This is a genomic window from Desulfovibrio piger (genome assembly GCF_900116045.1).
Taxonomy (GTDB): domain Bacteria; phylum Desulfobacterota; class Desulfovibrionia; order Desulfovibrionales; family Desulfovibrionaceae; genus Desulfovibrio; species Desulfovibrio piger_A.
Genome location: NZ_LT630450.1, coordinates 1,375,219 through 1,396,998 on the forward strand (window position 1 = coordinate 1,375,219; position 21,780 = coordinate 1,396,998).

Annotated in this window: 21 protein-coding genes; 12 read left to right on the forward strand and 9 right to left on the reverse strand. The window is 69.0% G+C overall.

What is annotated here, in order from left to right:
• Positions 1-46: 46 nt before the first annotated feature.
• From DESPIGER_RS06400 to DESPIGER_RS06440, 9 genes are all read right to left on the reverse strand, one after another.
• The gene (locus DESPIGER_RS06400) at positions 47-1,177 is read right to left on the reverse strand and encodes an aminotransferase class I/II-fold pyridoxal phosphate-dependent enzyme (RefSeq protein WP_072334547.1); all 1,131 of its coding nucleotides are present in this window, start codon (positions 1,175-1,177) and stop codon (positions 47-49) included.
• A 380-nt stretch (positions 1,178-1,557) separates the two neighbouring features.
• A complete protein-coding gene (locus tag DESPIGER_RS06405) occupies positions 1,558-4,848 on the reverse strand; it encodes an efflux RND transporter permease subunit (RefSeq protein ID WP_269456897.1) in 3,291 nt (1,096 codons plus the stop codon).
• Complete coding sequence (locus DESPIGER_RS06410) at positions 4,835-7,930, reverse strand: multidrug efflux RND transporter permease subunit (protein ID WP_072334550.1); 3,096 nt, start codon at positions 7,928-7,930, stop codon at positions 4,835-4,837. Before DESPIGER_RS06410 ends, DESPIGER_RS06405 begins: the two co-directional genes overlap by 14 nt.
• A 393-nt stretch (positions 7,931-8,323) precedes the next feature.
• Complete coding sequence (locus DESPIGER_RS06415; protein ID WP_173783289.1) at positions 8,324-9,502, reverse strand: MdtA/MuxA family multidrug efflux RND transporter periplasmic adaptor subunit; 1,179 nt, start codon at positions 9,500-9,502, stop codon at positions 8,324-8,326.
• The gene (locus tag DESPIGER_RS06420; protein WP_156831641.1) at positions 9,499-10,806 is read right to left on the reverse strand and encodes a sensor histidine kinase; all 1,308 of its coding nucleotides are present in this window, start codon (positions 10,804-10,806) and stop codon (positions 9,499-9,501) included. The genes DESPIGER_RS06415 and DESPIGER_RS06420 overlap by 4 nt, the downstream gene beginning before the upstream one ends.
• On the reverse strand, positions 10,803-11,507 hold the full coding sequence (locus DESPIGER_RS06425; protein WP_072334553.1) for a response regulator transcription factor: 705 nt from the start codon (positions 11,505-11,507) through the stop codon (positions 10,803-10,805). Before DESPIGER_RS06425 ends, DESPIGER_RS06420 begins: the two co-directional genes overlap by 4 nt.
• Positions 11,508-11,607: 100 nt before the next feature.
• On the reverse strand, positions 11,608-11,970 hold the full coding sequence (locus DESPIGER_RS06430) for a NirD/YgiW/YdeI family stress tolerance protein (RefSeq protein ID WP_072334556.1): 363 nt from the start codon (positions 11,968-11,970) through the stop codon (positions 11,608-11,610).
• A 57-nt stretch (positions 11,971-12,027) separates the two neighbouring features.
• Positions 12,028-12,417, reverse strand: a complete 390-nt coding sequence (locus DESPIGER_RS06435) for a YgiW/YdeI family stress tolerance OB fold protein (protein ID WP_072334559.1) — start codon at positions 12,415-12,417, stop codon at positions 12,028-12,030.
• A gap of 258 nt (positions 12,418-12,675) precedes the next feature.
• Positions 12,676-13,356, reverse strand: coding sequence for a S24 family peptidase (locus tag DESPIGER_RS06440; protein ID WP_072334562.1), 681 nt, complete (start codon positions 13,354-13,356; stop codon positions 12,676-12,678).
• Between the two features lie 272 nt (positions 13,357-13,628).
• On the opposite strand from DESPIGER_RS06440, the gene DESPIGER_RS06445 reads away from it, so the two are divergent.
• The 12 genes from DESPIGER_RS06445 to DESPIGER_RS06500 all read left to right on the forward strand — a co-directional run bounded on the left by DESPIGER_RS06445 (position 13,629) and on the right by DESPIGER_RS06500 (position 21,506).
• Complete coding sequence (locus tag DESPIGER_RS06445) at positions 13,629-13,940, forward strand: hypothetical protein (RefSeq protein ID WP_072334565.1); 312 nt, start codon at positions 13,629-13,631, stop codon at positions 13,938-13,940.
• A 242-nt stretch (positions 13,941-14,182) separates the two neighbouring features.
• A complete protein-coding gene (locus DESPIGER_RS13470) occupies positions 14,183-14,431 on the forward strand; it encodes a Mor transcription activator family protein (RefSeq protein WP_419865652.1) in 249 nt (82 codons plus the stop codon).
• A gap of 329 nt (positions 14,432-14,760) precedes the next feature.
• Positions 14,761-15,444, forward strand: a complete 684-nt coding sequence (locus DESPIGER_RS06455) for a glycoside hydrolase family 108 protein (RefSeq protein WP_072334568.1) — start codon at positions 14,761-14,763, stop codon at positions 15,442-15,444.
• The gene (locus DESPIGER_RS06460) at positions 15,444-15,755 is read left to right on the forward strand and encodes a hypothetical protein (RefSeq protein WP_072334571.1); all 312 of its coding nucleotides are present in this window, start codon (positions 15,444-15,446) and stop codon (positions 15,753-15,755) included. The genes DESPIGER_RS06455 and DESPIGER_RS06460 overlap by 1 nt, the downstream gene beginning before the upstream one ends.
• Before the next feature lie 15 nt (positions 15,756-15,770).
• The gene (locus DESPIGER_RS06465; protein ID WP_072334574.1) at positions 15,771-16,181 is read left to right on the forward strand and encodes a hypothetical protein; all 411 of its coding nucleotides are present in this window, start codon (positions 15,771-15,773) and stop codon (positions 16,179-16,181) included.
• The gene (locus tag DESPIGER_RS06470) at positions 16,181-16,432 is read left to right on the forward strand and encodes a hypothetical protein (RefSeq protein ID WP_156831642.1); all 252 of its coding nucleotides are present in this window, start codon (positions 16,181-16,183) and stop codon (positions 16,430-16,432) included. The genes DESPIGER_RS06465 and DESPIGER_RS06470 overlap by 1 nt, the downstream gene beginning before the upstream one ends.
• Entirely contained in the window at positions 16,429-17,790 is a 1,362-nt protein-coding gene (locus DESPIGER_RS06475; RefSeq protein WP_072334580.1) for a terminase large subunit domain-containing protein, read from the forward strand. The genes DESPIGER_RS06470 and DESPIGER_RS06475 overlap by 4 nt, the downstream gene beginning before the upstream one ends.
• A gap of 212 nt (positions 17,791-18,002) precedes the next feature.
• The gene (locus DESPIGER_RS06480) at positions 18,003-18,581 is read left to right on the forward strand and encodes a hypothetical protein (protein WP_072334583.1); all 579 of its coding nucleotides are present in this window, start codon (positions 18,003-18,005) and stop codon (positions 18,579-18,581) included.
• Between the two features lie 26 nt (positions 18,582-18,607).
• The gene (locus tag DESPIGER_RS06485; protein WP_072334586.1) at positions 18,608-18,817 is read left to right on the forward strand and encodes a hypothetical protein; all 210 of its coding nucleotides are present in this window, start codon (positions 18,608-18,610) and stop codon (positions 18,815-18,817) included.
• A gap of 1 nt (position 18,818) precedes the next feature.
• Positions 18,819-20,648: a portal protein gene (locus DESPIGER_RS06490; protein ID WP_231927654.1), complete on the forward strand. Its 1,830-nt coding sequence runs from the start codon at positions 18,819-18,821 to the stop codon at positions 20,646-20,648.
• Complete coding sequence (locus DESPIGER_RS06495) at positions 20,645-20,980, forward strand: hypothetical protein (RefSeq protein WP_072334589.1); 336 nt, start codon at positions 20,645-20,647, stop codon at positions 20,978-20,980. Before DESPIGER_RS06490 ends, DESPIGER_RS06495 begins: the two co-directional genes overlap by 4 nt.
• A complete protein-coding gene (locus tag DESPIGER_RS06500; protein WP_072334592.1) occupies positions 20,955-21,506 on the forward strand; it encodes a hypothetical protein in 552 nt (183 codons plus the stop codon). The genes DESPIGER_RS06495 and DESPIGER_RS06500 overlap by 26 nt, the downstream gene beginning before the upstream one ends.
• The last annotated feature ends 274 nt before the right edge of the window (positions 21,507-21,780 follow it).

Sequence of the window (21,780 nt, forward strand, 5' to 3'; positions counted from 1 at the left end):
CTCCAAAAGTCCTTTCCCTAACCCATCAAGGGTCCTGAAGTCCGAACTAGCTGTTCTGCTGCAACCAGTTGTCCAGCACGGCCAGGTTGTCGGCAAAATCGGCGCGGCCGTAGCCCATGCGCACATAGGGTTCGTCCATGTCATAGACATTGCCGGGCAGGAGCAGCACACCGGCCGACTGGGCCAGATGTTCGCAAAAGGCCAGCGCTGAGCCGAAGCGGGCCACGAAGTCCGGCCGCAGGCCGTGGAAGGCGATGGGCCCGGCCTGGGGCGGGTTGTGGCGGAAGACGTGCTCATAACGGGCAAAGAAATCCGCGGCGATGCGGCGGTTGCGGGCGATGATCTCCCGGTTGCGGGCCAGGATGGCCGGGCCGTGCTTCAGGGCGATGCGGGCCAGGGCCTCGGAAGGCGTGGGGCAGCAAATGCTGAGATAGTTCTTGTAGCGGCTCAGGGCGCCGATGGCGTCCCGCTCCTGCGAGGCGATCCAGCCTACGCGCAGGCCGGGCAGGCCGTAGGCCTTGGAGAGCACGCCCACGGAAAAGGCCCGTTCGTAGCTGTCACAGAAGGCCGGGGGCACGGCATCCGGCGCTTCCAGGCCCCGGTAGACCTCATCGGCCAGGATGCGCAGGCCGTGACGGCGGGCCAGCGCGCAGATGCGCTGCCGCTCGTCGGCGGACAGGGCATAGCCGGTGGGATTGTTGGGCGTGTTCAGCACCAGCAGGCGCGTCCTGGGCGTGATGAGCCGCTCCAGCTCGTCAAGATCGCAGTACCAGCCGTCCCCGCCCTGATGCAGGGGCCAGAGGGAGAGCCCGCAGCCCGCGGCCCGCGCCACTTCGTACAGGGACTGGTAGGTGGGGAACTGGCAGATCACATGCTCGCCCGGCTCCACCAGCACGTTGAGCGCCCCGAAGATGGCCTCCTGCGCGCCCACATGCAGCAGCACGTTCTCCGGGCCGCACTGCGCATACAGGCCGGAGACCGCCTCCCGCAGGGCCGGGGCGCCGTCGTTCTCGCTGTAACCCAGCCAGGTGTCCAGAAAGCCTTCCTGCGAACCCGGCTCCAAAGCCAGCAGCTCGCGGATGCTCAGGGACTCGCAGTCCGACTGCGCCAGCAGGTACGGCGCACTGAATTCATAGCGTCCAAAAAAGATCTCCAGTCCGAAGTCCCTGATCTTCATGCTCCCTCCGCAGGCTGTGTGTCCAGGGGGAGGACGTGTCGTGAGACGCTCCCCGGCAGTGTGGCATACCATGCTGAAAAACAAATCCCTTCCTGCCTGCGCGGGGGCCGTCCCCGGTGCCCCGCCGGCAGACGGCCTTTTTTCCCGGGACGGTGGCCCGGAGAGACGGAGGCGGGCGGCACAATGCCGTCGCCCTGCTTTACTCCAGGGGACGGTCACCCAGGCAAGAGCCGGGCCTTCCCCATCCGTTTCCATCCTCCGGGGAAAAGCGCGCTGGGGGAGGGCTGGGGGGCCCTTCCCCCCGTGTCAGCCGCGCAGCGCCCATTGTGCCATGCAGGGAGGGTGTGACGTGGCCCTTCCCGCGCACCGTGATGACACGCCTAGCCCTGACGGCAGAGCGCCGTCAGCAGGGCCGCCTTGCGTTCACCGTAGCGCAGCCGCCACCAGCGCCGGCGCCAGCGCAACCGGGCCCGGTCGAGGCACAGGTAGACCACGGGCGTGGTATACAGGGTGAGCAGCTGGCTCACCAGCAGGCCGCCCACGATGGTGATGCCCAGGGGCTGGCGGATCTCGGCGCCGTCGCCCTGGCCCAGGGCCAGCGGCACGGCCCCCAGGATGGCGGCGGCAGTGGTCATCATGATGGGGCGGAAGCGCAGGCGGCAGGCCTCGTGGATGGCCTCGCGCGGGGGCAGGTTGCGGGTGCGTGCGGCCTCGATGGCGAAGTCGATCATCATGATGGCGTTCTTTTTGACGATGCCGCAAAGCAGCAGCACGCCGATGAGGGCGATGACGCTGAACTCCATGCCGCAGGCCCGCAGGGCCAGCAGGGCCCCGATGCCCGCCGACGGCAGGGTGGACAGGATGGTCAGCGGATGGATGAGGCTCTCGTAAAGCACGCCCAGCACGATATAGAGCGCGGCCAGGGCCGCCAGGATGAGCAGCGCCTGCTCCTTGACCGTATCGCTGTACATCTTGGCCGTGCCCTGGAAGCTGCCCACGATGGTGGACGGCATGCCGATGCGCACGCGCGCCTCGTCGATGGCGGCCTGCGCCTGCGAAAGGGAGGCGCCCTCCGCCAGGTTGAAGGACAGGGTCACGGCCGCGAACTGGCCCTGATGGGCCACGGACAGGGGCGCGAAGGCCGGCGAGACCTCGGCCACGCCCAGCAGGGGCACGGCCCCGTCCTTGCCCGGCAGCCAGACCTTGCCCAGCGAATCCTCGCCTTCCAGCCAGGGCAGGGCATATTCCAGCACCACGCGGTACTGGTTCTTCTCCTCGTAGATGGTGCTGACCTGACGCTGGCCGAAGGCATTGTTCAGGGCCGCGTCCACATCCTTCATGGTCAGGCCCAGGCGGGCCAGGGCATCGCGGTTGACGGTCAGCAGGGTCTGCAGGCCACGCTCCTCGATGTCGCTGTCCACATCCTTGAGGATGGGGATGGCCGCGAACTCCTGCTGCAGGCGCCGTCCCCAGCGGCGCAGGCTGTCCAGGTCATCGGCCTGCAGGGTATACTGGTACTGGGAACGGGAGCTGCGCCCGCCCATCATGATGTCCTGCGCGGCCTGCAAAAAGATCTGCAGCCCCGGTTCCGAGGACATCTTGCCGCGCAGGCGGGCGATGACCTGCTGGGCGCTGATGCCGCGTTCCTCCAGCGGCTTGAGGGAGATGAACACGCCCCCGCCGCCGCGACCGCCCGAGATGTGGGCCGAGACCTGGTCCACGGCCGGATCGGCGCTGAGGATGCGCACCAGCCGGGCCAGCTTGACTTCCATGTCCTGAAAAGAAGCGCTCTGGTCCGCGCGGATGCCGCCCATGATGACGCCCGTATCCTGCTGGGGAAAGAAGCCCTTGGGCACCACGATGTACATCCAGACATTGGCCGCCACCACCAGCAGGAGCACGGTCAGGGTCAGCTTCCAGTGGTCCAGCACCACATAGAGGCTGCGGGAATAGCCTTCCTGCATGGAGGAAAGGAAGCGGCCCCACAGCTGCCCCGCACGGGTGAAGATCCCCTGCCGGCCGCCTTCTCCCGCACGCAGGCGGGCACTGCGGCGGGAAAGCTCCTCGTCGAAGGGCCGCAGCAGGGTGGCGCACATCATGGGCGTGGTGGTCAGGGAGACCAGCATGGAGACCAGCACGGCCGTGGCCAGCACCACGGAGAACTCGCGGAACAGCCGCCCCACCACACCGCCCATGAACAAAATGGGGATGAAGACCGCCACCAGCGACAGGGAAATGGAGATGACCGTGAAGCCCACCTCGCGCGCGCCGCGCAGGGCGGCCCGCAGGGGCTTTTCGCCCATCTCCAGACGGCGCACGATGTTCTCCAGCACCACGATGGCGTCGTCCACCACAAAGCCCGTGGCCACGGTCAGGGCCATGAGCGAAAGGTTGTCCAGGGTGTAGCCGCACAGATACATGACCCCGAAGGTGCCGATGAGCGATACCGGCGCGGCCACGGCCGGGATGCTGGTGGCGCGGCCGTTGCGCAAAAAGAGGAAGACCACCAGCACCACCAGGGCCATGGACAGCAACAGGCTCTTCTCCACCTCGTGCAGCGAGGCCCGGATGGTCTGCGAGCGGTCCATGCGCACGGAAAGATCCGCGCTTTCGGGCAGCCAGGAACGCAGCTGCGGGATCATGGCCTTCACCCTGTCCACGGTCTCGATGATGTTGGCCCCGGGCGAACGGAACACGATGAGCAGGATGGAGGGCTTGCCGTTGGAAAGGGCCATCTGGCGGATGTCCTGGCTGGAATCCGTCACCGTGGCCACGTCGCCCAGGCGGATGGTGACGCCGTCGCGCTCGGCCACGATGACCTTGCGGTACTGGGCCGCGGTGCGCAGCTGGTCGCTGGCCACCACCGTCCAGGAGGTGTCCTCGTTCTCCAGATGCCCCTTGGGCAAAAAGGCATTGGCCCCGGCCAGGGCCGCGCGCACGTCCTCCATGGACAGGCCCGTGCGGTGCAGGGCATCGGGCGAGATGTCCACGCGCACGGCGGGCAGGGCGCCGCCGCCCACGGTCACTTCGCCCACCCCGGCGATCTGGCTGATCTTCTGGGCCAGCACCGTGGACGCGGCGTCGTAGAGCTGGGTGCGGCTCAGGACGTCCGAAGTGACGGACAGGATGAGGATGGGCGCGCCCGACGGGTTCACCTTGCGGTAGGTGGGGTTGGACGGCATGGTGGGCAGGGTGGAACGGGCCGCGTTGATGGCCGCCTGCACGTCACGGGCCGCGCCGTTGATGTCCCTGTCCAGATCGAACTGGAGGATGATCCGCGTGGAGCCCAGGCTGCTGCTGGAGGTCATCTCGGTCACACCGGCGATGCGGCCCAGGGCCCGTTCCAGCGGGGTGGCCACGGTGGCGGCCATGGTCTCGGGACTGGCCCCGGGCATGTTGGCCTGGACCCTGACCACAGGGAAATCCACCTCGGGCAGAGGCGCCACGGGCAGCAGGAAAAAGGCCACCATGCCCGCCAGGGTCACGGCGATGGTCAGCAGCGTGGTGGCCACGGGCCGCCGGATGAAGGGCGCGGAAAGGTTCAGGGGGATGAACTCCGGCCCGAAGCGCTTGCGCCGTCCCCCGGCCGGGGCCGGTTCCCGCCCCTCAGGGGCGTGGCCGTTTTCCCTGCCGGGCACAGGGGCACGCGGCGTCTCCTCAGGCCTGCCCATGACCGGCCTCCCCGCCGCGGCGGCCCAGCTTTTCGGCCAGCCGCGCGAACCAGATATAGATGACAGGGGTGGTGAACAGGGTCAGCACCTGGCTGACGATAAGTCCGCCCACCATGGTCACGCCCAGCGGACGGCGCAGCTCCGCGCCCATGCCCCAGCCGATCATCAGGGGCAGGGCCCCCAGCAGGGCCGCCATGGTGGTCATGAGGATGGGCCGCAGACGCAGCAGACAGGCCTGCCGGATGGCGGCCTGCGGGTCCTTGCCCTCCTGCCGCTCGGCCTCCAGGGCGAAGTCGATCATCATGATGGCGTTCTTTTTGACGATGCCGATGAGCAGGATGATGCCGATGATGCCCACCACGCCCAGCTCCATGCCGCAGAGCATGAGGGCCAGCGTGGCGCCGATGCCCGCCGACGGCAGGGTGGACAGGATGGTCACGGGATGGATGTAGCTTTCGTAGAGCACGCCCAGCACGATGTACATGGTGACCACGGCGGCCAGCAGCAGCCAGACCTGGTTGTCCGTGGACGCGGCAAAGGCATGGGCCGCGCCCTGGAACTGGCAGCGCAGGGACGAGGGCAGCTCCAGGGAGGCGAGGGTCTCCTCCACCGCCTTCACGGCCGCGCCCAGGGACGAGCCTTCGGCCACGTTGAAGGAGATGGTGGCCACCGGGAACTGGCCCTGCCGCATGGTGGCCGGGCGCGCGGAGCGTTCTTCCATGCGCACCAGGGCCGAGAGCGGGATGGGCTTGCCCTCGCTGCCCTTGACGTAGACCTTTTCGATGTCGTCCGGGCCGCGCCGGAACTGCGGGGCGCTTTCCAGCACCACCTTGTACTGGTTGGTCTGGGTGAAGATGGTGGAGATCAGGCGCTGGCCCAGCGCGTCATACAGGGCATTGTCGATGACGTCCATGCTCACGCCCAGACGGCTGGCCGCGTCGCGGTCGATGGCCAGCCAGAGCATGCGGCCCCGGCCCAGCAGGTCGCTGGTCACATGGCTCAGCTCCGGCCGCGCCCGCAACGCCGCCAGGATGTCCGGGATGCGTCCTTCCAGCTGGGCGTCGCTAAGGGCCTCCACCGAAAGCTGGTACTGGGTGCGCGAGACGCGGTCCTCCACGGTCAGATCCTGCACAGGCTGCAGGAACAGATCCATGCCCGGCAGGCTGTCCGCCCGCTCCATGAGGCGCCGGGCGATGACCGGGGCGCGGTGGTCGCGGTCTTCCAGCGGCTTGAGGTCGATGGTCAGGCGCGAGGTGGCCAGACTGGGGTTGATGCCGTCCACGCCCACGAAGAACGCCACCCGGGCCACGGCCGGATCGGCCAGCAGCACGTCGGAAAGCTCTTTCTGCCGCCGGGCCATGGCCGCGAAGGACGTGTCCTGCGGGAATTCCGCGATGCCCTGGATGACGCCCGTGTCCTGCGTGGGGAAAAAGCCCTTGGGCACCAGCGCGTACATGGCCACGCTCAGCAGCAGGGTGCCCACGGCCACGGCCAGGGTCAGGCGCTGGTGGGCCAGCACCCAGTCCAGCTTGCCTTCATACCAGCGCAGCAGGGCCGGGAAAAAGGTCTCCTCCCCTTCCCTGTGCCGTTCCGGCCGCAGCATGACCGCGCAGAGCATGGGCGTCAGGGACAGGGAGATGACGGCCGAGATGAGGATGGTCACGGCCAGCGTGACCGCGAATTCGCGGAACAGGCGCCCGGCCACGTCGCCCATGAACAGCAGGGGGATGAGCACGGCCACCAGCGACAGGGTCAGGGAGATGATGGTGAAGCCGATCTGCCCGGCCCCCACGAGGGCCGCCTGCAGGGGCTTGTAGCCGTTCTCCAGGTAGCGGCTGATGTTCTCGATGACCACGATGGCGTCGTCCACCACGAAGCCGGAAGCGATGACCAGGGCCATGAGGGTCAGGTTGTTGAGCGAGAAGCCCGCCAGATACATGACGCCCAGCGAACCCACCAGCGACAGGGGCACGGCCAGGGCCGGGATGATGGTGGCCTGCACGTTGCGCAGGAAGATCCAGATGACCGCGATGACCAGGGCCACGGCCAGCACCAGTTCCAGCTGCACGTCATGCACCGTGGCCCGGATGGTGGTGGTGCGGTCCGTCACCACCTGCACCCGCACATGCCCGGGCAGGGCCTGCTGCAGCTGCGGCAGCAGGCGGGTGATGCTGTCGGCCACGGTGATGACGTTGGCGCCGGGCTGGCGCTGGATGGAAAGCACGATGGCCGGGCGGAAGCCCTGCTGCCCGTCGGCCACCCAGGCGGCCAGGCGGGCATTCTCCGCGCCCTCCTCCACGGTGGCCACATCCTCCAGGCGCAGGGGCGCGCCGTCCTTGTAGCCGATGATGGTGCGCGCGTATTCCTCGGCCGAGGCCAGCTGGTCGTTGGCGTCGATGGTGCTGGTGCGCTGGGGGCCGTCGAAGCTGCCCTTGGCGTCGTTGACGTTGGCCGAGGCGATGGCCGAGCGCACGTCGGCCAGGGTCAGCCCGGCCGAGGCCAGGGCCGAGGGGTTGACCTGCACCCGCACCGCGGGCCGCTGCCCGCCCGACAGGGTCACCAGGCCCACGCCGGTTATCTGCGATATCTTCTGCGCCAGCCGGGTGTCCACCAGGTCTTCCAGGCGGGTCAGGGGCATGGCGTCGCTGTAGACCGCCAGGGTCATGATGGCCGGGTCCGCCGGATTGACCTTGTTGTAGACCGGCGGGTTGGGCAGATCGGAGGGCAGCAGGTTGTCCGCCGCGTTGATGGCGGCCTGCACCTCCTGCTCGGCCACGTCCAGGGGCACGGAAAGGTCGAACTGCAGGGTGATGACCGAGGCCCCGGCCGAGGACAGGGAGGTCATCTGCACAAGGCCCGACATGGTGCCCAGCTGCCGTTCCAGCGGCGAGGTGACCACCGCGGCCATGACCTCGGACGAGGCCCCGGGATACAGGGTCTGCACCTGGATGGTGGGGTAGTCGATCTGCGGCAGGGCCGCCATGGGCAGATAATGATAGGCCAGCAGCCCGGAAAGGAGCAGGGCCACCATCAGCAGCGAGGTGGCGATGGGCCGGAGGATGAAGATGCGGGAAATGTTCATGGAGCTGCTCGTCTGTCTTCTGGAACCGGGGGCGGAGCTGTCAGCGGGAAACGGCGGGCCCCCGCCCTGCGGAGGATCGGGAAGCCGGGAAAGGAAGGGATGGGGCCTGCGCCCGCTGTCCTGGAGGGACGGGGACACGGGCCGTCAGTGCCGCCCCTTGCGGGGGCTCCGCAACGCAAGGGACGCCCCCTGTCCACGGCACCGGTCGCCCACCGCGCGCCCCCTTTGCCGGGGAGCGGGTCCCCAGGGCAGAGCACGCCGGAGAAGGGACAGGGCCCCAGGGGAACGCCTTGCGCGTCCGCGCCGCCGGAAGGCGGCCGCAGGCCGTGCCCGCCGGCCGCAGCGCCACGGGCATCGGGGCAGTGCCGGAGGCTCCCCTTCCCTCTCCGGGGATCACTCCCCGCTCCCGGTGTCGGGCACGGTCACGCGCGGGGTCTCCATGCTGGCCGTCACGCGCACGCGCAGGCCGTCACGCAGACGGTCCACCCCGTCCACCACCACGACCTCGCCCGCGGCAAGGCCCTTGTCGATGACGGTCAGGCTGTCGGTACGCACGCCGGGCGTCACCTCGCGCAGGCGGACGGTATCCTTGTCCACCACATAGACGTAGGAGCCGCGGCTGCCCAGCTGCACCGCGGCGGTGGGCACCGTGACGGCCCCGGGCAGGACCGTGACCAGCAGGCGGGCATTGACGAACTGGTTGGGGAAGAGGGTGTGGTCCTCGTTGGCGAATTCCGCCTTGAGCTTCACCGTGCCCGTGGCGGTGTCGATCTGGTTGTCCATGCTCAGCAAAAAGCCCTGGGCCAGCAGGGCCCGCTGCTCGCGGTCCCAGGCCTGGACCAGCAGGCGGCCGCCGTTCTTGCGGGCCTCGCGCCAGTGCTGCGCCACCAGGGGCACACGGCTTTCCGGCAGGGTGAAGACCACATAGGAAGGCGTCAGCAGGGTGATGCGCACCAGGCCCTCGGTATCGGAGGCGCGCACCATGTTGCCCTCGTCCACCTTGCGCAGGCCCAGCACGCCGTCGGCCGGGGCCGTGATGCGGCTGTACTGCAACTGCAGGGCCGCGGAATCCACGGCGGCCCTGTCGGACTGCACCGTGCCCTCGTACTGGCGCACCAGGGCGCGCTGGTTGTCGTATTCCTGCCGGGCGATATGGCCGCCGCTCACCAGCTTTTCATAGCGGCCCAGGTCGCGGCGGGCGTTCTCCAGCTGGGCCGTGTCGCGGGCCAGGGCACCGCGGGCCTCGCCCAGGGCGGCCTCGAAGGGCCGGGGGTCGATCTCGGCCAGCAGGTCGCCCTTGCGGACGAACTGTCCTTCCGTGAAATGCAGGCGCTGCAGATGCCCGTCCACCCGGCTGGTCACCAGCACGTCGCTGGACGGTTCCACCGTGCCCAGCCCGTTGAGGAAATGGGGCATGTCCTGCGCCAGGGCCGTGGCCACGCGCACCGGCGGCGTGTCCTGCGGCATGCCGCGCTGCCTGCCGGGCTCGAAAAATCCCCGCCAGAGCAGCGCGCAGCCCAGCAGCAGGGCCAGTACGGCCAGCAAGCGGCCCTTGCTCATGCTGATCTTCACACATGTTCTCCATCACTGTCCGGCACGAAACGCACCTCGAACAGTGTCTCGTTTTCTCCGCTGTGCCGGTAGCTCACCGACCAGCCCAGATGCTCGCAGGCGCGACGCACCAGCGACAGGCCCAGACCGCTGCCGCCCGGCGTGGCATCCCCCCGGACACGGGCACGCACCCCGCGGGCAAAGATGTCCATATCCTCGGGGATGCGCCCCGCATTGCACACCTGGAGCGCATGTCCGTCCAGGTGCACGGCAACGCGGCCATTTTCCGAGTAAAGCCGGGCATTGTCCAGCAGATTCTTGACGACGATACCCGCCAGGGCGGGCTGTGCCTGCACTTCCCGGCTTTCGGGAAGGTCCAGCGAAAAGCAGTCCTGCCCCTGGGCCGTCTCGCGCACCAGCAGGGCCAGATCCACGGGCTCGAGCTCGATGTTCTCGGGGCGGCGGGCCAGCAGCAGAAGCACGCCCACCGTGGCGGACATGTCGTGCACCGTGCGTTGCAGGCGCTCCACCGTGGGCGCGCAGCGTTCGGCGCCGGGCAGGCGCTCCAGCTGCAGTTCCAGCACCTCCAGCCCGCCCTGCATGACGGTCAGGGGGGTGCGCAGCTCGTGGCTCACATCACCGGTGAAGAAGCTTTCGCGCTGGACGAAACGGCGCAGGGCCTCCTCGCGGCTGGCGATGGCCCGGGCCAGCACGCCCACCTCGTCATTGAGGGCCACCTGCGGCAACGGAGGCAGGCCGGGATAGTCGTCACCGGCACGGGGCACAGAGCCGCGGGACACGGTGCGGGTCAGCGCGGTCAGCTGCCCCGTGAGCCGCCGGCTGAGCAGGAAGGCCAGCAGGGCCGCCACGGCCAGGCCCAGGCCCGCGCACAGGCCCAGCACCCGGGTCAGCTGGGCCTTGATGGTCACCAGCAGGCCCGTGTGCCCGCTCAGGGCGTAGCGCACGCCCTTGTGCTCCTCAAGGAAGACGAAATTCTCCATGCGGTCGAAGAAATGCAGTCCGGGGTCCAGCGTGCGCCATTCCTGGGGGATCTGCTTGCCCACCCGGAACTGCAGATCCATGAGGCCCGCCAGATCGGCCCCGTAGACCAGATTGTTGTGCCGTCCCCTGTCCTCGGCGCGGCGCGAGCGCTCCTCGGCCTCGATGAGGGCATTCATGACCGGACGCGCGTACCAGTCCACCAGGTGGGTGCCCAGCCTGTCATAGGAGAGCAGGCCCACCATGCCCATGGTCAGGCCGAGGCCGGCGGCCAGCAGCATGAACGCGACCAGCAGCCGCCGCCGGATGGACGAGCCGCCGCTCACGCCTCCGGCTCCTCTTCACGGCCAAGGCGGTAGCCCACATGGGAGATGGTGTGCAGCACGGGGCTGCCGAAAGGCTTGTCCAGATGCTGGCGCAGTTCGTGGATGTGCGTCCGCAGGGCACTGCCGCCGGGCAGGTCGTCGCCCCAGAGGCGGCGCTCCAGCTCCTCGCGACGGACCAGGGCGGGAGCCCGGCGCGCCAGCTCGCACAGGATGCGGAAGCCCGTGGGGCTCACCCTGACCTCGCGGCCCTGCCGCGTGACCCGGTGCCCGGCCACATCGATGCAGACGTCATCCACCCGCAGCTCGCCGCCCTGGGCGTTCTCCTGCGCGCGGCCCCGCCGCAGCAGGGCCCGGATGCGGGCCTCCAGCTCGCGCAGGGCAAAGGGCTTGACCAGATAGTCGTCGGCCCCGGCGTCCAGGCCCAGCACGCGGTCGGCCACGGTATCGCGGGCCGTCAGCATGATGACCGGCACCTGCACGCCGTGTTCCCCGCGCAGGGCGCGGCACAGGCTGATGCCGTCCAGGCCGGGGAGCATGATGTCCAGCACCACCAGGTCGAACTGGCCGGACGCCGCCATCTCGAGGCCCGTACGGCCGTTGCGGGCGCAATCCAGTTCATAGCCCAGGGGCTCCAGATAGGCGTACAGGTTGGCGAGGATGTCCTCGTTATCTTCCACCAGCAGGACAGAGACAGGCACCATGCGCACCTCCGCAAAAAAGGACGGGGCGCCGTGCGCCCCCTGAAGGATGGAAAAACCGGCGGACGGACCGCCGTCAAAAAGGCCCCGCAGGGCCGGAACATCACGGGATGATGGCCAGCGCGTCCACCTCCACCTCATTGGGATGCTTGGAGCTCCAGTCCACATGCCCCACCAGGCGCACCTTGTCCTGCGGGGTGACCGTCAGGTGCCCGAAGGTCTCGTGTTCTATCTCCACCACCACGCGGCCGCTCCCGTCCTCAAAAAGATAACGGTCCTTGCGGGGGATCTTTTCCAGGATGTGGCCTTCCAGGACGCACGGGGCGTCGTCCCAGGCATTGAGCACGTCGGCCGCGCGGGTCAGCGTCGGCGAGACGCCGGGGCCCACGAAGCCCGCCGCACCGGTACCCGGCGGGAGCAGCAGCAGGCCGGCGGCCAGCAGAAGCAGCACAGAAACAATTCGCATCACGACTCCGCTGGCGGGCCGTCCGCCGGTGGCGCACGGCCCGCCTGTCAGACTAGACTACTTGAGGATTTCCAGGACCTTCACGTCGACCTTGGTGGGATCCATCATCTCCTTGTCCAGCTTGCCGGAAAGGCGCACCCGGTCGGAGGGCGTCACCGTGCGTCCGGCGAACACCTCATGGTCGATCTCTACCACGATGGTGCCCGTGGCGTCACGGAAATTGTACTTGTCATCACTGCCGGCCACACGTTCCACGATGTGGCCCGTCAGCATCACCGGCGCATCGTCCCAGGCTTTGAGGGCCTTGGCCACGGTATCGGCCTGGACGCCGGACGTGGGTCCCTGGAAACCGCCGGAAGCCTGTCCCGGTCCCTGGAAACCGCCCTGGGCAGCCATGACAGGGAAAGCAAGAGCCAGAACCATCACACAAGAAAGCAGCAGACGCATGGGTATCTCCTTTGGCGGCATGGCCGCCAGCCGTAACTATCGGGGGTCGGGGCGCGGCCTTGCGTCACCGGCTCCGGCGGACAGGCCCCTGTCCGCATCTCCACACTGCGCCTGCGGCTGTCAGCAAAGTGTCAGCGAAGGCCGAAAAAACGCCTGCATCACGGATATTTTTTGTTATCCTAGTGATTTTACATAATAAAAAAATAAAGTTTTTTACTATGTTTTGACGACATCGCCCCCTGCCCGCGGGCCGCGCCGTCAATCCAGCTCACGCCCCACCCAGACCGCCCGCCCCACGATGCGCACCAGGTCGGCCAGCTGGTCGGTGGTGCAGGCCTCGATGGGCGGATAGGCGGGATTGTAGCTGCTGAGGATCAGGCGCCCCGGCATGGCATTGACCACCTTGAGGTAGACCAGGTCCTCCACACTCACGGCATAGATGCGGCCGGGCACCGGGTCTTTCTGGCTCTGGTCCACAAGGACCACGTCGTTGTGGCAGATGCGCGGCTCCATGCTGTCGCCGGAGACCCGCAGCAGGGCCATGTGCGACGGACTGCCCTTGCGGCGCAAAAAATCCTCGCGGAAGGCATAGTGCCGCACCACGTCGGCGCTGGTCTCGAAACTCCCCGTCCCGGCGGAAAGGCGCGCCTCCACCATGGGCACCATGACCAGACCGGCCCACTGCTCCTGCAGGGCCCCTTCCACATTCCCCTGTCCGGCCAGCAGCCAGTCCAGCGAGCAGCGCAGGGCGGCCCCCAGCCGGACGGCGAACTCCCCCTTGGGCAGCTGGCCGTTCTCATACTGCTGGATGGTGGTCAGGCTGACCCCCACCTGCGCGGCTAGGTCCTGCTTGCGCAGGCCGAGGGCAAGGCGGCGACGGCGCAGGCGGTCGGCAAAGCCCTGTGTTGAAATAAAGGAAAATCTATTTTTGGCTTCCATGCGCGCTCCAAAAAATTTTATTCATTAAAAACAATATATTAAATGTTTTTAAAAGAAAAGTTAAAAATTTTTCCTTTGATTGAAAAAAGAAAACATGTAAATAGTACGGCTATGGCTGCTGTCAAACATAGAACAACCTGTAACTAATGGCAATGGATACAGCGGGCAGGGCCTGCCTTTTCAGGGCAAAAGAAAACTTTTTGACAGCACAACTTTTCCGCAGCCATCCGGCGCGGGACCCCGTGCCCATCCTCAGAAAGGGAGTAGCCGACATGAACACACGATCCCTGGAACAGTTCCAGCGTCTCCTGACGCAGCACACCGGCAGCGAGGAGGAGCCCGCCGAGGGTTCCCTGCTCTGGGCCGCGGAGCAATTGCGCCGCATCGCCCGCATGCTGGAAGACATGCAGACCGGCCCCCGGCGGTCCGGCGCTGCCGTGCCTCCCGCCCCGGAAGCCATGACGGCCCCTGTGCCCCGCACCACCGGACGGCCGCCGGACGACACGGGACGGTCCCCGGGGATGCGCGCCCCCCTGCACCCCCTCGGGCCCCTGGCCCCGGAGGCCCGCCATGTGGTCCAGTAGCGGCGGGCCGGCCCTGCCCTGCCGGCGACACGACACGCTGCCTGCCGCCCCGGACTGGGACAGCCTGCTGCCCCTCCTGCCCGAAAGCGTGCGCCTGCTGCGCCTGGTGCTGGAAGACGATGCCGCCCTGCATGCGCTCCTGCGCCGCTGCGGCGGCCTGACCCCTGCGCATCCCCCGCCGCTTCCCGGCGGAAGGGCATCCGCTGCGCGCCCTGCTGCCCGGGCCCGCCCTGCGCCGCCTGCTGGCTGCCTATGGCGGCACCTGTCTGTACATCCCCCGCTGCGCCCGTCTCGCCCGCCAGGTACGCCAGCGGGAGCTGCTCGGCGCCTTCAGTCGCCATACGGCCGCCGGGACCTCCAGCAATGCCGAGGTGCGCTTCCTGGCCCGCCGTTACGGCATCACGGACCGGCGCGTCTGGCAGCTGCTCAAGCAGGAGGCGGAACTGCCGGCCGAAGTCCCCGAGGGACCCGGCGCCCCCCTCCGGAGCTGATCCCCGATCTCCCTTTCAGGCCGGACGGGAAAGGCTGCGGCCTTTCCCGTTTTTTTGTCCGCGGCCTGCCCCGTGCGGCGGACAGCCCCCCGGGAAGACGGGACATCCCCGCGATCCGGCACCGTATTCCTTCCTGCGCGTCCCCGCCTTCCGCGTCCTCCGCTCCCCAGGCGGCCCACCGCCGCCCCTTTCTCATGCTCTTCCTTTCCGGGAGCCTTTCCCTCGCCTGCTGAAATCCTTCAAACTTACGCCCACGCCCTTTTCCGGCATGGTGGCCTCACGGGGGCGGCACCGCCCCGCCATCACGCCACCACCACGCAGGAGGGCATATGCGCGACAACTTCACTCTGGCCCATACGTTCACGGCCCGCTGGGAAGGCGGCCTTTCCGACCATGAAGCCGATCCCGGCGGCATCACCAATCACGGCATCTCCCTGCGCTGGGTCACGGATCTGGCCCGGCAGGCCAGGGAGCGCTGCCTGCGCGACGCCCGGCAATGCGCCACCTGCCCCCGGCGCACGGGCCCGGACTGCGACTATTTCAGCCTGGATCTGGACCATGACGGCGACATCGACGCCGACGACATCCGCGCCTGCACCAGGGAGCAGGCGGCCCGCCTGTTCCGCAGGCATTTCTGGGAGGCCCTGGGCTGCGACCGCCTGCCCCTGCCGCTGGCCGTCACGCTCTATGACGGTGCAGTCAACATGGGCGCCAGCCGGGCCGTGAAGCAGTTGCAGGAAGCCATGAACGCCACGGGCGAGACCCAGCTCGACCACTATTCCCCCATCACCGAGGACGGCATCATGGGCCCGGACACCCGCGAACTGGCCAACGCGCTGGCCGACGTGCATCTGGACTGGTACGCGGCCCGGAGCAGCCTGCGCCTGCGGGACGCCTTCTACCGGCGTCTGGCCGCGTCCCGTCCGTCCATGAAGGTCTTCCTGACGGGCTGGCGCAACAGGGTGAAGGCCCTGCACCAGCATCTGGCCGATCTGGAACGGGAGGCGCAGTGATGTGGGACCTGCTGCGCGACCTGGGCGGCCGGCTGCTGCGCGACCTGGCAGGCAGCAGCCGGGAACGGCGGGACCTGCTGGCCGCCCAGATACGCCTCAACGAACGGGAAACGGAACAGGCCCCTTCCAGCGTGCTGCGCCTGTGGCGCTCCTTCCTGGGCTGGGTGCTGGCCCTGCTCTTCTGCTGGGAAGTGCCCGTGCGCCTGCTGCTCCTGCCCCTGCTGGCCCCCGACCTGCTGGATGACCTGCCGCCCCCGGCCCTGGACCAGATCCTGAGTCTGCTGGCCGGTATGCTGGGCCTGCCCTTCTGAACCACGGAGACGCCCATGACCACCCATCTGCCCGCCGCGCTCCTGCCCCTGCTGCTGGCCCTGGTTCAGGGCCTGCTGCTCTGGGCCCTGTGGAGCCTGCGCCGCAGCTTCGTCCCCCGGGCCGAACATCTGCGCTGCCGCCAGGACGAACAGCAGCGGGAAGCCCTGTGGCTGCGCCGTCTCGATCTGCTGGAACAGGCTCTGGCACAGGAACGGGAGCTCCTGACGCCCCTGGCGGACGAGGTGCGCGCCCTGCGGGAGGAGGCAGGCCGCCTGCACAGCCAGTTGCAGGCCCAGGAAGCGCGCTTCTACGGCCTGGAACGTCTGCTGCAACGTCTGGAACGGCACCTGGAACGGCAGGAGGACCGCTGGCAGCAGCTGCCCGGCGCCGCCCTGCTGCGCTGCCGTCCTCCCCGGGAGGTGTAGTGATGCCGGTACGCCGCCGGAAAAAAGCCCTGGAAAAAGCCCTGCACGAGCGCCTGCAACGCCTGACCGAACACCTCGACACGGCCGACGTTTCGGAAAAAAGCATCGACATCGTCAAAGAGATCAAGGAACTGCACGCCCTTGCCCGCACGCTGGAGCAGGAGGGCGCGCCACAGGACGGCGACCGGAAGCCGCCCGCGCCCCTGCGCATCATCTGGGCCGGGCAGGAGCCGGAAGACGGCCCTTCATGAACCTGAACCCCGCCGAGCCCCTCATGGAAACGCCCTGCATCATCCCCTATGCGCCGCGCCCCCTGCAGTGGCGCTTCCACCAGCAGCGCACCCGCTTCTGCGTGCTGCTCTGCCATCGCCGTTTCGGCAAGACCGTGGCTGCCGTCAACGACCTGCTGCGGGCGGCCCTGCGCACCTCCCGGACGGACTGGCGCGCCGCCTACGCCGCCCCCTATCTGGGACAGGCCAAGGCCGTGGCCTGGGACTATCTGCGGCATTTCGCGGGCGTCATCCCCGGCACCCGCTTCCATGAAGGCGAACTGCGCTGCGACCTGCCCAACGGCGCGCGCATCCGCCTGTACGGCACGGACAACGCCCAGGCCCTGCGCGGCCTGTATCTGGATGATCTGGTGCTGGACGAGCCCGCCGACATGCCCCGCGAAGTCTGGAGCCAGATCCTGCGCCCCGCGCTGGCGGACCGGCAGGGACGGGCCCTGTTCTGCGGCACGCCCAAGGGCTGTGACAACCTGCTGTATGATGTCTGGCAGCTGGCGGGCAGTCTGGGGGCGGCGGAGGGCTGGTCACGCTTCCGCTTCCCGGCCTCGCAGACGGGCTACCTGCCGCAGGCCGAGCTGGACGCCGCCCGCCGCGGCATGAGCGAGGCCGAGTACCGGCAGGAATTCGAATGTTCCTTCGCCGCCGCTGTGCGCGGGGCCTATTATGCCGCCCTGCTGGATGCCGCCGATCTGGCGGGACGCATCTGTCCCCTGCCGGTGAGCCCCGACCTGCCCGTGCATACGGCCTGGGACCTGGGCATGGACGACGCCACGGCCATCTGGTTCTTCCAGGTGGAGCCCTCCGGCGCCTGGCGCATGCTGGACTATTACGAGGCCAGCGGCGAGGGCCTGGCCCATTATGCGGCCGTGCTGGCCGCCAAGGCCCGGCCGGAAGGGACGGCCGCAGCCGACGGCATCGCGGGACGCGGCTTCTGTTACGGCCGCCATCTGGCCCCGCACGACATCCGGGTGCGGGAGCTGGGCACGGGCCAGAGTCGTCTGGAGAGCGCCGCCCGCCTGGGTATCCGCTTCGGCATCGCCCCGTCCCTGCCGCTGGCCGACGGCATCGATGCCGTGCGCCGCGCCCTGCCCCGGCTCTGGTTCGACAGCCGCCACTGTGCCGCCGGGCTGGCGGCCCTGCGCTCCTACCGGCGGCAATGGCGGCCCCGGCAGGAACAGTTCTCCTCCGGCCCGCTGCATGACGGCTCCAGCCACGCCGCCGATGCGCTGCGCTACGCGGTCACGGGCTTCCGTCCTCTGGAGCCCCCCCTGCCCCCGGCCCGGGCCCGCATCAGCTATGACGTGCTGGGGCTGGGACGATGAACGGGGCCCTGTCCCCTCCCCGCGGCAACGGCATGGCCGGGGGGAGCTGTCGCCGGGATCGCCCGCGGCAACGGCCATACCGGGAGACCCGCCGGGACAGGGGGGAGCCCCGCGATACTGCCGCTCCGCTTTCGTTCCGGGACGGCGTCGCGGCCGCCGGTGGTGGCCCGCGTCCATCCCCTTCCGTGACACCGCAAACAGCAGGAGCCCGTATGGAACACACGAAAACACGGCACTGCGGCCAGGCCGGCGTGCAGGACGCTTTCCGTCTGGACGCCGTCCGGGACGATGCGGGCCGGAAAGCCCTTTTCGCCCGCATGTGCCGGGAAGGGCTCACGGGCTGCGCCATGTATGCCTGGGCCGATCCCCGGGAAGAGGACTGGCTGCGTCTGGTCAGTGCCCCCGGCCGTCTGCTCCTGCAGGCCACGGCCCCTGACGGCACGGTCCTGGCCTGCGGGCTGTTCAGCCCCTGGCGGGGACAGGTCCGGGAATTCGACTTCACGGTCTTCCGCCCGGCCTTTCCGCTGGCCGTGCCGCTGGCCCGCGCCGCCTTCCGCCGGGTCTTCCGGCAGACGGGGACCAGCGCCCTCTGGGGCCTGTGCCCGGTCAGCAACCGCCATGCCTGGCATCTGGCCACGGCCTGCGGTTTCGTCATCACGGGGCGCCTGCCCGCCGCCTGCTGGCTGGCCCGGCGCGGCGTCCATGTGGACGGCATCCAGCTGCTCTGCACGCCGGAGACCCTGGAGCATGCCGTTGCCGTATCACCGTCCGGCCCCAGGGCCCCTCAGTAACCAACCTTCATCCCCAAGGAGGACATATGGGATTCGGAGGATCCTCCAGCCCCAGCGTACCGGAAGTCCAGCCCGCCCCCAAGGCGGCCACGCCCAAACCCGTCACCGAAGCGGCCACGGCCGCCCGCCAGAACCAGAAGGACAAGGCCAGCAAGGCCGCGGGCATCCGGGCCTCCATCCACACCACGCCGCTGACCTCGCAGGAGAACCGCGGCAAGACCCTGCTGGGGCAGTAGGATGCGTCCGGCACAGCGCCCCGTGATGCGGGCCCTGCTGGGGGCAGCGCGTCAGGGCCCCCCGGCTCCCGCGGCGGAACGGCCGGAAGCCGAAGATCGCCTTGCCCTGCGCGTCCCGGCCCTGGCCCGGCGTTACCGGGCCCTGCTGGAACGGCGTTCGCCCTGGGACACGGCCTGGGAGAGTCTGGCCGGGCACTTTCTGCCCACCCGTTTCCGTACCGGCGACAGCCTGGACGACCGCCCCCTGCTCAACCGCTCGCTGGTGGATGCCACGGGCATCCTGGCCATGCGGACCCTGGCCGCCGGCCTGCAGGGCGGCATGACCAGCCCTGCCCGGCCCTGGTTCCGGCTGGCCCTGGACGACCCCGACCTTTCGCGCAGCCACGCGGGCCAGCGCTATCTGGATGAGGTGGAGGCCCGCATGCGTGTTGTGCTGCAGCGCTGCAACTTCTACAACGCCATGCACACCATCTATGCGGAACTGGGGACCTTCGGCACGGCCTTCGTCTTCGAGCTGGCCGACCTGCGCCACGGCTTCCGCTTCGTGCCGCTCTGCGCCGGACAGTACGTGCTGGATACGGACGCGGCCCGGCGGGTGGATACGGTCTTCCACCGCATGCACATGAGCCTGCGCCAGATGGTGCAGAGCTTCGGCCCGGAGGCCCTGCCGGAAAACCTGCGGCTGGCGGCCCGGCGCACGCCGGACCAGCGTCATGCGGTCATCCATGCCGTACTGCCGCGCACGGAACGCCTCCCCCGGCTGGCGGGGCCATGCCACATGCCCTGGGCATCGGTCTACTGGCTGGAAGGCCGGGAAGGACAGGTCGTGCCCCTGAAGGAATCCGGCTTCCTGGGCTTTCCCGGTTTCGGTCCGCGCTGGGACGTGGCGGCCAACGATGTCTACGGCCGCTCGCCCGCCATGGATGCCCTGCCCGACTGCCGCATGCTGCAACAGATGGGCATCACCACGCTCAAGGCCATCCACAAGGCCGTGGACCCGCCCATGAGCGTCCATGCGGGCCTGCGCTCCGTGGGGCTCGACCTGACGCCCGGCGGCATCAACTTCGTGGACAGCCTGCCCGGGCAGAGCCAGCCCGTGGCCACGCCCCTGCTGCAGGTCAAGCCCGATCTGGCCCAGGCCCGTTCCGCCATGGAAGCCGTGCAGCAGCAGATACGGGCCGGGCTCTACAATGATCTGTTCCGCCTGATCCTGGAAGGACGCAGCAAGGTCACGGCCAGCGAGATCGCCGCCCGCGAGGAAGAGAAGCTGCTGCTCATCGGCCCCGTGCTGGAACGCCTGCACGACGAGCTGCTGATACCGCTCATCGACCGTACCTTCCGGCTCATGCTGGCCCTGGACATGCTGCCGCCCTGCCCGCCGGAGCTGAGCGGACGCCACCTCAAGGTGGAATTCGTCTCCCTGCTGGCGCAGGCCCAGAAACTGGTGGGCATCAGCGCCACGGACCAGTATCTGGCCCTGACCCTCAAGGCGGCCTCGGCCTGGCCCGAAGCCCTGGACAGCGTGGATGTGGACAACCTGCTGGACAATTATGCCCAAAGCCTCGGCCTGCCCGCGAACCTGACCCGCCCCCGCGAGGAACGGGCCCGGATGCGGGCCGGACGCGAGGAGGCGCGGCAGGCGGAACAGCAGCTGGAACTGCTGCAGAAGGCCGCCGACCTGGGCCACACCCTGGCCGACAGCGGCCTGACCGTGGAAGGGGAAAAGAGCTCCGTCCTGCAGGTACTGGCCAACCTGGCCGCCGGGGCTTCCCCCGCCCTGCGGCCGCAACAGCCGAACGGCATGACGCCGCCCCCGGGAGGACAGGCATGACGCACGATGACCGGCTTTTTCCGGCCGGGGACGCTGCCCCCGCTTCTCCGGCCCAGCAGCGCTGGCGGACCGGATTGTGCCGGGCCGTGGACGACCTCATGACCTCGGCGGAAGGACGCGACCTGCTGCGCTGGCTGCTGCAGGCCGGGCGCTGCTTCAGCGCCGCCTGTCCGGGCCCGGGGACCCCGGCCGGCCAGATCTACTGGGAGGAGGGACGCCGCCATGTGGGCGTGGCCGTGCTGCGCCTTTTGCGGGAGGCCGATCCCTCCCACCTGCCCCGACTTTTTCTGACACAGGAGGAAGACGATGCCCGAAACGGAAGCGATCTTTGACGAAGGCGGCATGGCCCCCCGGCCGGAAAGCGGCCTCTACGGTCTGCCCCCTGACCAGGGAGGGACGCCCCCTGCGGCGCCCCTGCTGGGCAGCGGCCCGGAGGAAGGCCAGCCCGCAGCCCCCGGCCAGGCAGCTGCCGAGGGGCAGGAAAAGCAGCCCGCCGCCGGTGAGACCGCCCGGCTGGAGGCCCATCTGCGCCAGACCGATGCCCTGCGCCGTGCCCGCTGGCAGCAGCAGGTGGAGCAATGGCGGCAGGAAGTGGCCGACGATCCGCAGCTGGGCGGCGAGCATCTGGCAGCCACCGTGGCCCGGGCCCAGCTGGCCCTGGACCGCTTCGACACGGACAAGAGCATCGGCCGCCTGCTGGAAGAAAGCGGCTACGGCAACCATCCGGCCGTGCTGCGCTTTTTCAGCCGACTGGCCGACAGCCTGCTGGAGGACAGCCTGCCCGGCAGCGAAGGCGGCGGCAGCCTGCCGCCCCTGGAAGAGCGCATGTACGCGGGCTGGAGCTCGCAGCGTCCCTGACGGCGCCGGGCGCGGCGCTGCCCCTCCTGACCGGGGCACTCCGGGCCATTGCCCTGGGACGTGTCAACGCCGGCCGCAGCATGTTTTTTGGGGGAGGGCCGCCCCTGCCAGAAAGTACGCCCGGGCTGGCGACGTCCCTGACTCCAGTCCGTGCGGCCCCTGCCGTGTTTTCCCTCTCCCGCCGGTCCCGGCGGCTGCCCCGCGCTCCGGGCCGACGCAACGCATAGTTCCCTGTTACGCCTTTTCATACCGGGCCGGTGACGGCCCTTCCCCG